Annotated in this window: 8 protein-coding genes; 6 read left to right on the forward strand and 2 right to left on the reverse strand. The window is 69.1% G+C overall.

Translation table 11 applies throughout. From position 1 onward, the window contains the following. The first annotated feature begins 18 nt into the window (after window positions 1–18). The 5 genes from AB0P11_RS02435 (at window position 19) to AB0P11_RS02455 (ending at window position 10,774) form a co-directional block, all read left to right on the forward strand. Entirely contained in the window at window positions 19–5,244 is a 5,226-nt protein-coding gene (locus AB0P11_RS02435) for a choice-of-anchor G family protein (protein WP_363519434.1), read from the forward strand. Between the two features lie 83 nt (window positions 5,245–5,327). Continuing rightward, entirely contained in the window at window positions 5,328–6,134 is an 807-nt protein-coding gene (locus AB0P11_RS02440) for a DUF5819 family protein (RefSeq protein ID WP_230100871.1), read from the forward strand. Continuing rightward, a complete protein-coding gene (locus tag AB0P11_RS02445) occupies window positions 6,131–7,375 on the forward strand; it encodes an HTTM domain-containing protein (protein ID WP_363519438.1) in 1,245 nt (414 codons plus the stop codon). The genes AB0P11_RS02440 and AB0P11_RS02445 overlap by 4 nt, the downstream gene beginning before the upstream one ends. Before the next feature lie 150 nt (window positions 7,376–7,525). Then, window positions 7,526–9,595: an acyl-CoA dehydrogenase gene (locus AB0P11_RS02450; protein ID WP_363519440.1), complete on the forward strand. Its 2,070-nt coding sequence runs from the start codon at window positions 7,526–7,528 to the stop codon at window positions 9,593–9,595. A 132-nt stretch (window positions 9,596–9,727) separates the two neighbouring features. Continuing rightward, complete coding sequence (locus tag AB0P11_RS02455) at window positions 9,728–10,774, forward strand: NAD(P)-dependent alcohol dehydrogenase (protein ID WP_053098655.1); 1,047 nt, start codon at window positions 9,728–9,730, stop codon at window positions 10,772–10,774. Between the two features lie 149 nt (window positions 10,775–10,923). On the opposite strand, the gene AB0P11_RS02460 is transcribed toward AB0P11_RS02455, so the two are convergent. Both AB0P11_RS02460 and AB0P11_RS02465 read right to left on the reverse strand, forming a co-directional pair. Continuing rightward, window positions 10,924–11,598 carry a GntR family transcriptional regulator gene (locus tag AB0P11_RS02460; RefSeq protein ID WP_363519443.1) on the reverse strand — a complete coding sequence of 225 codons (675 nt, stop codon included), beginning with the start codon at window positions 11,596–11,598 and terminating at the stop codon, window positions 10,924–10,926. After that, a complete protein-coding gene (locus AB0P11_RS02465) occupies window positions 11,598–12,317 on the reverse strand; it encodes a GntR family transcriptional regulator (RefSeq protein WP_187248890.1) in 720 nt (239 codons plus the stop codon). The genes AB0P11_RS02460 and AB0P11_RS02465 overlap by 1 nt, the downstream gene beginning before the upstream one ends. A 201-nt stretch (window positions 12,318–12,518) precedes the next feature. Here AB0P11_RS02465 and AB0P11_RS02470 point away from each other — a divergent pair, with 201 nt between their 5' ends. Then, window positions 12,519–13,175: a GntR family transcriptional regulator gene (locus AB0P11_RS02470; protein WP_198032370.1), complete on the forward strand. Its 657-nt coding sequence runs from the start codon at window positions 12,519–12,521 to the stop codon at window positions 13,173–13,175. Window positions 13,176–13,233: the final 58 nt, after the last annotated feature.

The following is a 13,233-nucleotide window of genomic DNA, read 5'->3' on the forward strand; positions in this document are numbered from 1 at the left end:
GCATCACGGGAGAGGCGAATGGAATTCTTGGAGGGGAAGACTCTGCGGCGACGCAGAGCCATCGGGGGAGGCATCGCCGGCGTGACCGTCGGCGCGATGATCCTTGCGGGTGCACTGGTACCGACGGCGGCGAATGCGCTCGATGACGCGAATCCGAACGATCCGTCGGTCGCGCAGGGACAGATCATCCAGTTGCCGGCCGACCTGCTCGGTGGATTGGACGTCGCCGCACTCGGGCACACGCTGACGAGCAACCCAGCCGCGGCCGGCCCTGAGCTCGGCGGTCTCGACCTCGACGTGCTCGAGGCGCTCAGCATCGACGTGGGCACGCTCAACGTGCCGCTGCTGACCGACGGCACGTCGCCCGGTCTGCTGCAGCTGGGCGATCTGGGGGGCGCGCAGAGCTTCAGCTCCTCACCCACGCAGACCCAGTCGATCGCGTCCTCCGGCGCGATCACCTCCGGTGGTGCGATCGATGCGGGGGCGATCGACGGAAGCGTCAACCCCGCCACCCTCGAACTCACCGATCTCTTCGACCAGCTCAGCGTCGCCGGTCTCACCGACGCCGTCCTCGACGAAGCGTCGGTCGGCATCGGAGCCCTCGCATCGCGGGCGGAGTCGAACGCCGGCGTCGCCGGCTCCGAATACCGCATCGCGGGCCTGGACCTCGACCTGCACAGCAACCTCGTCGCGGGGCTCGCGACCACTCTGGGCACGGCCATCCAGGGCACGGTGACCCCGGTCAGCGACCTCGCCGGTCCCGGCGGAGCGCTCACCGGGCTCGTCACGACCGTGGTCAACACGATCAACGCGATTCCGGATGTGCCGCTCGTCGCCGCCTTCGAGGCGACGGGCGGAACGGTCGCTATCGCCGGCCTCGACACAGTCGGGGCGACGGTCGTCACGGAGCTCCTGACGGAGCCGCTCGAGAACACCACTGGCTCGGTGCTCGTCGACCTGAGCGACGGGACGATCTCGGTCGACCTCGCTCAGATCCTCGTGGAGACGGGCGCAGGAGCCGACCTCAACTCGCTTCCCGCGAACACCCCTGCGCTGTCTGCGACGACGATCGCCGCCATCCAGCAGGGGATCACCTCTGCTCTGACGGGAACGCACCCGAACAGCCTCAACGGCAAGGTCGCGACCATCCTCGACTCCACCCTCGACTCGCTGGCGGTCACGCTCACCGTCGGGGTGGATCTCACCAACCCGCTCACCGGGATCGACCTGGTCTCCGGCGATGTCACGATCGCCGGCTCGCTCGCTCAGTTCGCGGGCACGGCCACGCCGGTTCCGACGGTGACGACCGACATCTCGCTCGCCGGGCTCAACATCGGTGCGCTGCTCAACCCGGTGGTGAGCGCGGTGACCACGGCGGTCACCACGACCACCGGCCCTCTGGTGAACACCGCGCTGACCAGCGTCATCCCGCTCGTCCAGCCGGCCCTCGCAGCGGTCACCGGCCCCGTGCTCTCGACGCTGGACCCCGTGCTGCAGGGCGTGCTGTCCGGCATCGCGACCATCACGATCAACGAGCAGTCCGAGCCGGGAGACATCCCCGGTGACAGCTTCACCGTGCGGGCGCTCGCCATCGATCTGCTCCCGGCCGTGGGCGGAGGGGTCGAACTCGATCTCGCGTCGTCGACCGTCAAGGCAGCGGCGGCGGCAGTCGCGGCTATCGACGCCGCAACCACCGTGCAGGCCGGAACCGATCTTCCGGTCACCGGCTCCGGCTGGCCGGCCAACACCCAAGTGACGATCCAGGTGGCAGCACCGGACGGAACTCCGGTCAACGAATCAGCGCCGGTGACCACCGACGCGTCGGGCAACTTCACCGGCACGGTCTTCATCCCGGCCTCGACCGTGCCCGGCACCGGCTACATCGTCACGGCGACCGACGGCACCAGCACGGCGACGGACACCACCGAGGTGACCGCCGCGGCAGCGATCGATGCGGCACCTGCCGTGCAGGACGGAACCGACCTCGGCGTCTCGGGCACCAACTGGCCCGCGAACACACAGATCTCGGTGCAGCTGACCGCTCCCGGCGGCGGCGCGAACATCGGCGGCCCCGAGCTCGTCACGACGGACGGGTCGGGTGCCTTCGTGCTCGGCTACCCCGTTCCGGCCGGAACTCCTGCGGGAACCGGCTACACCGTCACCGCGACGCTGGGCGCGCAGACGGCGACGGACACCACCGAGGTGACGAACGCTCCGGTCGCCTCGATCGATGCGGCGCCGACCGTTCAGGCAGGCACCGATCTCGCGGTCTCCGGCTCCAACTGGCCGGCGAACACCGAGATCTCGGTGCAGCTGACGGCTCCGGGCGGAGGCGCGGACGTCGGTGGCCCCGAGACGGTCACGACGAACGGCGACGGTGAGTTCACGCTCTCCTACCCGGTGCCCGCATCGGCGTCGCCCGGCACGGCCTACACGGTCACCGCGACCGCTGGCGCCGAGACGGCGATCGACACCACCGAGGTGACGGCCGCCGCTGCGGTGGATGCGGCCGACACGGTGCAGGCGGGAACCTCTCTCCCCATCACCGGTGCGAACTGGCCGGCCAACACCGTCGTCGAGGTGCAGCTGACGGACCCGGACGGCGCTGACGTCGGGGGTCCCGAGACGGTCACGACCGATGGCGACGGCGGGTTCACGCTGAACTACCCGGTTCCCGCGTCGGCGACCCCGGGCACGGGGTACACCGTGACCGCGACGGTCGGCGGCCAGACGGCTGAGGACACGACCGAGGTGACCGCCGCGGCAGCGGTGGATGCCGCGGACACGGTGCAGGCGGGCACGAGCCTTCCCGTCACCGGCACCGGCTGGCCGGCGAACACTGAGGTCTCGGTGCAGCTGACCGCTCCGGGCGGAGCGACCGTCGGCGGTCCTGAGACGGTCACGACCGATGGCGACGGCGGGTTCACGCTCGACTACCCGGTTCCCGCCTCGGCGACGCCGGGCACGGGCTACACGATCACCGCGACCGTCGGCACCCAGACGGCGACCGACACGACGGAGGTGACCGCAGCGGCGACCGTCGACGCGGCCGCGACCGTCGAGGCCGGGACGGACCTGGCGATCACCGGTGCTGAGTGGCCGGCCGACACCGAGGTCACCGTGCAGCTGACAGCCCCCGGTGGTGCGGTCATCGGCACGCCCCAGACGGTGACGACCGGTGCTCTCGGCGGCTTCGCGATCGACTATCCGGTGCCGGCGGGAACTCCCGCGGGCACGGGATACACGGTCACCGCGAGCGCGGGCACGCAGACAGCCACCGACACGACCGAGGTGACGGCTGCTCCGGTCGTCGTCGACGCGGCCTCGTCGGTTCCGGCAGGCACCAACCTCGCCGTCACCGGCACGGGTTGGCCGGTGAACTCCACCGTGTCGCTGCAGCTCACCGCGCCAGGCGGGGGAGCGGACATCGGAGGCCCGGTCATCGCGACCACTGACGAGTTCGGTGCGTTCACGGAGAACTACCCGGTTCCGGCTGATGTCGAGCCCGGCGCGGGCTACCTGCTCACCGCGACATCCGGCGCGTCCAGCGACTCGGACACCACCGAGGTGACCGCGGGCGACCCGGGTGACGTCAACACCAACGCGGCTGCATCGGCATCCGCTTCGGCTGACGCGACCGCAGACGGCGACCCGTCGGCGCAGGCGGCGGCTGAGGCCGCGGCCCTCGCAGACGCGACGTCGGCGGCCTCAGCGGCGGCGACCTCGGACGCCACCTCGGCGGCGGATGCGGCGGCGACGCCGGATGCCTCGTCGGCCGCGACGACCGATGCCACCTCGACGGCCAACGCCTCGGCGGCAGTTGCTGCGCAGGCGGCGGCTCAGGCCGACGCGTCGGATGACGTGAACGCGGATGCATCGACGGCGGCGGAGTCGAACTCGGCGTCGTCGTCGGAGTCGGCGGCCATCGCCGACTCGTCGACGGATGCCTCGTCCGAGGCTGCGGCCAACACGAACGCGGCGGCGTCGGCATCCGCGTCGGCGAACGCCGATGCATCGACCGACGCGATCGCTGAAGCGGCCGCGCAGGCGGCGGCGTTCGCGGACGCCACGGCAGAGGGATCGGCTGCGGCTGACCCGACGGCTGAGGCTGCGGCGGAGTCGGCGGCGACGGCGACATCGTCCACGGCAGCCACGGCGGACGCCACCTCGGAGGCGAACGCCGGTGCGGCGGTAGCGGCTCAGGCTGCGGCGCTGGCCGACGCGACGACGGATACCGCGGCTGAGGCCTCGGCGACATCGGACGCCTCGACGAGCGCAGCATCGAACTCGAGCGCGGCGGCGATCGCCAGTGCATCGACCGACGCATCTTCCGATGCAGTCGCCACGGCCGATGCCTCGGCTGCGGCCGACCCGTCGGCTGAGGTCGACACCAACGCCTCGGCATCCGCTGCGGCGTCGGCTCAGGCTGATGACGACAGCAACGCGGCGGCTCAGGCGGCGGCTGTCGCTGCGGCTCTGGCCGATGCGACGAGTTCCGCTTCGGCGGCGGCTGACGTGACGGCTGATGCGGCCGCGTCTGCGGCGGCGACGGACGACGCATCCACGGATGCCTCGGCCACGGCCACGACGGATGCGAACGCGTCGGCCGCCTCCGCGGCAGCGGCGCAGGCGTCGGCGCAGAACGACGCGACCTCGACGAGTGCGGCTGACGCATCGGCTTCGGCTGACGCTGATCCGACCGCGTCGGCGGCCGCGGCGGCCAACGCCTCGTCGTCGGCCACGGCGTCCGCGTCGGCGGCGGCTGATGCCTCCGCTGAGGCTGCTGCCGAGGCATCCGCCTCGGCGACTGCTGAGGCCTCGGCGTCTGCAGACGCGGCAGCCGACCCGACCGGACCGATCGCCATCACGATCAAGGTCCCGGTTCTGGAGCGCGGTGAGAAGCAGACGGCGGTCGGCACCGGGTTCCAGCCCGGCGAGTCCGTCACCGGTGTGATGACGTCCGAGCCGATCGCACTGGGCACCCAGGTCGCCGATGCGCAGGGCACGGTCACCTTCACCTGGACGATCCCCTCCGGCACCGACCTCGGAACCCACGCCGTGACACTGACCGGAGCGACCTCCGGCAGCGTGTCGGCCTCGTTCCAGGTCGTGGCCACGGGCCTCGCCACCACCGGTGGTGAGATCCAGGGCGGGTGGATCGCGCTGGCGGCTCTGCTGCTGATGCTCGGACTCGGGATGACGAGGGTCGCGCGTTCCAGACGGCCGCTCGTCCAGACGGAGTAACGCAGTGCAGGAACGCTGAGAGGTCGGGGCCGTCGCTGCGGCGGCCCCGACCTTCAGCGGTGAGAAGGATGTGGATGGGCACGATGACTGAGACCTCACCCGAAGTGCAGGATGCGGCGGTCGCCGCGACCGCCCCTCGACCGCGCCCGACCTGGTGGGTGAAGCTCATCGCGTTCGCCGCGTGTCTGCTCACCCTGTGGCACGTGGGGGCGTCGTTCCTGTGGATCGCTCCGTACTCGGCGCTCCGCGAGATCCCCACGCAAGAAGTCCTCGCCGGGTACATGCTGCCGATGTTCGGTCAGTCGTGGAGCGTCTTCGCGCCCGAGCCCATCAACGGCGACTACCACTTCAACGTGCGTGCCGTCATCGAGAAGGACGGTGAGGAGATCGAGACCGGGTGGGTGAGCGCCACCGACGTCGAGCTCTCGATGATCCGCTACAACCTCTTCCCGCCCCGAGCGGGGATCCAGTCGAGCGAGGTCGCGAGCGGCCAGATGAACGCCTACAACAAGCTGGACGACGACCAGAAGGCCGTCGTCGGGCTCGACTTCGCCGAGGATGGCTGGGAGGAGTGGATGGTGCGCTCCTTCGACGAACTCGAGGGCGACAACCCGTCGACCGACGCGTACATGGCGGAAGAGCACCTCTCCACCGCCTACGCCACCCAGGTGGCCTATGCGATCTGGGGCGCCGACTCCGTCATCAAGGTCCAGTACCGCGTGAGCCGCCAGAACGTGGTGCCCTATGCGGATCGCAACGATCCGAGCGCGCAGCGCCCCGACCCCACGTTCTCGACCACCGGGTGGCGCCTGCCTATAGAAGAGGAAGGGCAGAGTCGCGAGAACTTCGCGAACACCTTCCGCGCCCAGTTCGAGAGGATCCAGCCGTGAGCGCGCCCACCAAGACCGCGCCCCAGACGAACGGCGCCGCGAACCGGGACCGGAAGAAGGATGCTGCCGGGCGGTCGACCGTGACGGCGCCCGCTCCGGCATCCGCTCCACCCGCCTCTGCCCCCGAGCCTTCGCCGCCGCGCATGCCCGCGCCTTCGGGTGCGCCTGCCGCCCCGCCTCCCCGGTCTTTCGTGACCCGCCTGCTGAGCTTCGCCTCGTCGATGATCGGCGGACTGTGGTCGATGGTCCTCTCGGCGATCGACCGGATCTCCGCGTTCGTGGGGGACTGGCTCTTCAACGGCAAGAAGGCCCTCTACGGTCTCGCGGTCACCCGCATCCTCTTCGGCGTCACAGCGATCGGCCTGCTCGCGTCGAACTTCAGCACTCGTCTCTATACGTTCGGCTCGGGGTCGGCGTGGAACGGCGAACTCGCCGAACCCGTCAGCGAGTTCCCGAAGATCTGGATCTTCAGCGCGTTCCATGCCGCGATGGGCAATGACGCGCTCTACACCGCCCTCTATCTGCTGCTCGGCGTGCTGGCGGTGCTGTTCGTCCTCGGCTGGCGTTTCCGGATCGTCCTCCCGGTGTTCTTCTGCCTCTGGGTCGGGTTCATCGAGGCGAACGACATGGTGGGCGATCAGGGCGACAACATGTTCCGCATCGCGCTGCTCCTGCTGTTCTTCGCCGACCCGGCCGCTCGCTGGTCGATCGATGCCAGACGTCGCGCCAAGAAGGGGGAGTGGTTCGCTCCGGGAAGCCAGCCCGCCCTCCTGGGAACGGTCTTCCACAATCTGGCACTCGTGGCGCTGACCGCGCAGGTGTGCTTCGTGTACGCATCGGGTGCTCTCTACAAGGCGGGAGGCGCGCCCTGGGAAGAGGGTTACGCGGTGTACAACCCGCTGCAGACCGCTCGGTTCGGCACATGGCCGGTGCTGAGTGACCTGGTCACGACCTGGGGCCCGATGGTGGTCGCGGCGACCTGGGGTTCGATCATCCTGCAGGTGGCGTTCCCGCTGATGCTGCTCACACGGCCCACTCGGCTGATCGGCCTCATCGGCATCCTCTCCTTCCACATCGGCATCGGCGTGCTGATGGGGCTGCCGTGGTTCTCGCTGACGATGATCGCGATCGACTCGATCTTCATCCGCGATCGGACGTGGGCGCGGTTGAGCGAAGGGACGAGACGGCGGTGGGAGCAGGCGCAGACCGCGCCTCCCACGCCCGCACGCGTCGAGGCCTGAGACTGCGGCTGGGCTGAGACTGTGGTCTGACGACAATCCGACCGGGCGCCGTCCCGGGAGCTTGTTGGAGGATGCGCACACAGCAGTTCGCTCCTGGTTGTGGCAGACCTACCATGGGAGTATCCCTACTTCCCTCTGAGAGGAACGCTCATGGTCGACGCCGCCGTCCGTCCGAAGACGACTCGCCCGCACACCGACAGCGCAGATGCGAACCTGAGGTTCGATGTCGCCCGGGTCACCGATCTGCTGATGGGCACCTGGGCCGACACGCGCCGCGAGGCGCGCGAGCTGATCAAGGATTCGGCGTTCTGGCGCGATGACGCGCTGAGCAAGGACGAGCACCGCGAGCGTGTGCTCAGCCAGCTGCACCTGCTCGTCGAGAACAAGGCAGTGCACCGGGCGTTCCCGACCGCACTCGGCGGAGAAGACAACAACGGCGGCAACATCGCCGGCTTCGAGGAGCTCGTCGTCGCCGATCCGAGTCTGCAGATCAAGTCGGGAGTGCAGTGGGGGCTGTTCGGCTCCGCCATCCTGCAGCTCGGCACCGCCGAGCACCACGAGAAGTGGCTGCCCGGTGTCATGGATCTCTCGATCCCCGGCGCCTTCGCGATGACCGAGATCGGGCACGGCTCCGACGTGGCAGCGGTCGGCACCACCGCCACGTACGACCCGAGCACCGAGGAGTTCGTGATCAACACGCCGTTCCGCGGCGCGACGAAGGAGTACCTCGGCAACGCGGCGCTGCACGGCGTGGCGGCGACGGTGTTCGCTCAGCTGATCACGAACGGCGTGAACCACGGGGTGCACTGCTTCTACGTGCCGCTGCGCGGCGAAGACGGCGTCGATCTTCCCGGCATCGGTCGTGAGGATGACGGACTCAAGGGCGGACTCAACGGCATCGACAACGGCCGCCTCAGCTTCGACTACATCCGCATCCCCCGCACGAACCTGCTGAACAAGTACGGCGATGTGGCGGCCGACGGCACGTACTCGAGCGCGATCGACAGCCCCGGTCGCCGCTTCTTCACGATGCTCGGCACGCTGGTGCAGGGACGGGTCTCGCTCGACGGCGCCGCGTCGTGGGCTTCGGCTCTCGGGCTGAAGATCGCGATCACCTACGCGACGCAGCGCCGCCAGTTCGACGGAGCAGACGGCCAGGAGGTCGTGCTCATGGACTACGGCAAGCACCAGCGCCGCCTGCTGCCGCGCCTGGCGACGACCTACGCGCAGATCTTCGCGCACGACGAGTTCCTGCAGAAGTTCGACGGCGTGTTCTCCGGCCGCATCGACACCCCTGATGACCGTGAGGACCTCGAGACCCTGGCGGCAGCCCTCAAGCCGCTGTCGACCTGGCACGCGCTCGACACCCTCCAGGAGGCTCGCGAGGCCTGCGGTGGAGCGGGCTTCATGTTCGAGAACCGTCTCGTGGGACTTCGCGCCGACCTCGACATCTATGTCACTTTCGAGGGCGACAACAATGTGCTCCTCCAGCTGGTCGGCAAGCGGCTGCTCACCGACTACGCCAAGCAGTTCACCGGCAAGGATGCTGCGGCCCTGGCCAAGTTCGCCGTAGGCATGACCGCCGGCAAGCTGTTCCACGGCGCAGGCCTTCGTCAGTTCGGCCAGTCGGTCGTCGACCTCGGTCAGGTCTCGCGTTCGGTCGAGAACGGTCTGCGCGAGGAGCAGCAGCACCAGCTGCTCGCCGAGCGCGTGCAGCAGATGGTCGCCGACATCGCCGGCCGGCTGCGTCCGGCGGGCAAGGACAAGGCCCTCGGCGCGAAGCTGTTCAACGAGAATCAGGCCGAGCTGATCGAGGCGGCCCGTGCGCACGGTGAGCTGCTGCAGTGGGAGGCGTTCACGGATGCCGTCCACCGCGTCGACGACGCCGACACCAAGAAGGTGCTCACGTGGCTGCGCGACCTCTTCGGTCTGCAGCTCATCGAGAAGCACCTCGCCTGGCACCTCATCCACGGGCGTCTCTCGACGCAGCGCGCCGCCGCGGTCTCGCGATACATCGACCGTCTGTGCGCCAGGCTCCGTCCGTACGCACTCGACCTGGTCGACGCGTTCGGCTACGAGCCGGAGCACGTCCGGGCGCCCATCGCCTCCGGCGCCGAGCGCGTGCGGCAGGACGAGGCTCGGGAGTACTACGCGGCGCTCGCGGCATCCGGTGACGCCCCTGTGCTGGAGAAGGCGCTCAAGAAGAACGCGAAGCGCTGAGGTTTCCTCCTCGCTCCGCTGACGAATGCCGGGATCAGTGGTCCCGGCCTTCGTCGTGGGCGGTCAGGTGCCTCAGAGGAGGGCGCGAGTAGTGTCGATCTGGCCCATCCGCACCGATCAGAGGAGTCCGAGATGACCCGTGTCACCGCCTATGCCGCACCCAGCGAGGCCGCACCGCTCGAGAAGACCGTCATCGAGCGCCGCGAGCTCGGCCCGAACGACATCCTGATCGACATCGCGTTCGCCGGCATCTGCCACTCCGACATCCACACGGTGCGCGGAGACTGGGGGCCGCAGCAGTACCCGCTCGCACCCGGACACGAGATCGCCGGAACCGTCGCGGCTATCGGTTCGGATGTCACCAAGCACGCCGTCGGCGATCGGGTCGGCGTCGGCTGTCTCGTGAACTCGTGCGGAGAATGCCGCAACTGCCTGCGCGGCGACGAGCAGTTCTGCTCCAACGGTGCGATCTTCACCTACGGCAGCACCGACCGTGACGGCAGCGTCACTCAGGGCGGATACTCCGAGCAGGTCGTGGTGACCGAGTCCTTCGCCGTGCGCATCCCCGACGCGCTCGGGCTCGACGTCGCGGCACCCCTGCTCTGCGCAGGAATCACCACGTACTCCCCGCTGCGGCACTGGAACGTCGGACCCGGCACGCGCGTGGCGGTCGTCGGCCTCGGCGGACTCGGCCACATGGGCGTGCAGATCGCGCACGCTCTCGGAGCAGAGGTCACCGTGCTGTCGCAGACGCTCAGCAAGAAGGATGACGGCCTCCGTCTCGGTGCCGATCACTACTATGCGACGAGCGATCCCGAGACGTTCCGCTCGCTGCGCGGGTCGTTCGACGTCATCCTCAACACGGTCAGCGCGGTCGTCGACCTCCGCGCCTACCTCGGTCTGCTCGACGTGGGCGGGTCGATGGTCTGCGTGGGAGCCCCCGCAGAACCGCTCTCAGTGAACGTCTCGTCTCTGATCGGCGGGCGTCGATCGCTCGCGGGGTCCAACATCGGCGGCATCCAGGAGACCCAGGAGATGCTCGATTTCTGCGCCGAACACGGCATCGCAGCCGAGATCGAGATCATCAGCGCATCGCAGATCAACGAGGCGTACGAGCGCGTGCTCGCCTCTGACGTGCGCTATCGCTTCGTGATCGACGCCGCGACCATCGCCGACTGAGTTCCGGAGGGGGTCCTCGGGGTACGCCCCAGGGGACCCCCGTCGGTTGCTCCCCTGGGACCGTTCGCGCAGTGGGTGCGGCGGTGTGGGTCGGGGTGGTGCTGGGCCTGTGCGGCAGGGCGGCGCCGTAGCCGTAGCCGTAGCCGCGCTCACTTCGCGGGATCCGGCTCGCGGTAGTACTCGAGGAAGTTGACGCGCGTCGCGGCGTGCAGCTCGTGGATCAGATCTCCGGCTCGTTCGCCGTCACGGGCTTCGGCCGCTGCAGTGATCGCGCGGATGAAATCGCGCGCCTGGAGAGGCGTGACGAGGTTCTCGCGAGGCGTGAGGAAGCGCACCAGCTGCAGCGACAGGGTCTCGGCCTTCGCTCGCAGCACGGAGTTCGTCGCGGCGCGGACGACGACGAGGAAATACCGGCGGATCGCTCGTCCGAGAGCGGCCGCGTCATCTGCATCCACCGCATCCTCGACATGCGCCAGCTCGCGACGCAGGTCGGCGATATGCGCATCCGCGAGGTCGGCGGTGGTGGTGCGGGCAAGGTGCTCGTGGATCACTCCGATCACGAACAGGCTCTCGTTGATCGCCGCGACGTTCACCGGGGCCACCCGGGTGTGACGGTGCGGCACCAACTCGACGACGTCCTCCTCGGCGAGTCGATTGAGCGCCTCGCGGATCGGGGTTCTGGACGACCCGAGCCACGTCATGAGCTCCTCGTCGTGGAGAACTTCCCCGGGTTCCAACGTCCCGTCGAGGATCGCCCCGAGGATCGTGTCGTAGACCTCGTCGCGAAGCAGCCGCCGCGGCGGAGGTGTGTCCCTCGTGGGCATCACGCGTCCTCGCTTCCGCGCCGCTCAGCTGTATCGGCGCCGGCAGCGACCTGCGGGCTCGATTCGGCCGCATCTCGTGCCTGCACGCTTGCGGCCCCTGCAGTGAAGTACGCCTGTGCGGCCAGGGCTGCGGCATCCGCGTTCCCTGTGGCGGCGGCGGAGGCAAGCGCGTCGAGCGCGGCCGATGTGTCGGTCGCGTCGAGTGCGCCGGGTCGAGCGGTGATCATCCGGGTGACGTGCGGCACCGACTTCTCGCGGATGCGCTGAACGAGGGTGTTGCGGTAGCGGTCGACGAACACGTTCATCAGGTTGTTCACGATCCGTGCGCGTTCGAGGGCGTTCGAGGTCCGGCTCACCGTCGTGTGCAGGTCGGCGATCTGCGTCCGGTCCGCGTCGGTGAGGAGCGGGACAGCCTCGCGCACCGTCGCCGAGTACACGACGCCGAGCATCTCCATCTCCTCTGCGAACCTCGTGGGATCGAGAGGTGCGATGCGGGTGCCCCGCTGCGGAAGCACTTCGATCAGCCCCATGCCGGCGAGCCGGTTCACCGCCTCCCGGATCGGCGTGCGCGAGGCGCCCAACCAGCTCTCGAGCTGCTTGTCGGAGATCGGCTCCCCTGCGGCCAGGTCGCCGGCGACGATGGCATCCAGAAGCGTGTCGAAGATCTGGTCGCGCAGCAGCTTTCGGGGCATTTGCGCCGGGGTCTTGGGCACAGGCATGGGTCAATGCTAGTCGGAATCATCTGGGTACCTGATATATCAATCGCCCGCAATATATACCCATGCCCTGTCTCTCGGTGGATGAGGCGACGACTTCAGGCAGGGTGCCCGAGCATTGAAATATCAGATGATTTGTGTCCGCGGCTAACTTATGTCATCCTCTAATCATCCAATATGTTAGTTGATGAGAGCGATGTGATCATGCCCATGGGCTCCCTCGAGGACCAACTGCGCCCGCAGCTTCTCAGCGGTCTCGCATACGAGCGCCTGCTCGCCGAGATCGTGAGCGGCCGCATCCCGCCCGGCCAGCGACTGCGGCTCGATCTGCTCGCCCACGCGTGGGCCGTCTCCCGGACGCCGGTGCGCGAGGCGCTGCAACGGCTTGTCGAGATGCGGTTCGTCCAGGTGTCTCCGAGCGCCGGAACTCGTGTGGCGGAGTGGTCGCGCGCTGACATGATCGAGCGCGCCCACGTCGTCGGTCGCCTGATCGTCGAGAAGAGCTGCATCGGCCCGCCCGTGCGCACGCACCAGCAGTCGACGCGACTGGCGGACGAGACCTGCGAGCTGCTCGGCTACCTCGAGCTCTCCGAGATCCTCATCTCGCGGGAGCTCGGCCGTCTGGGCCCCCGCCTCGCCCGCGACCACATCGACCCGCTGCGGCTGTTCGTGGATCCGCAGACGGCCCGCCACCACGGCATCGATCTCGACACGGATCGGGCCTCCCGCCGCCGTCTCCTCTCCGCCGCCCTCGCCGCCATCGAACGACAGGATGCTGCCGCGGCGCGCGAAGCCCTCGACGGGTTCTCGACGTCGTTCATCGACGCGCTCGGATCCGGCCCCGCAGAGGCCGCTGCGTAGTCCCGGCAGGAGAGCCGGGATCACCCGCCGTGTCGGTGGCGGCGGCTAGCGTGGGCTC

The organism is Microbacterium sp. NPDC079176 (assembly GCF_040686675.1).
Classification (GTDB): domain Bacteria; phylum Actinomycetota; class Actinomycetes; order Actinomycetales; family Microbacteriaceae; genus Microbacterium.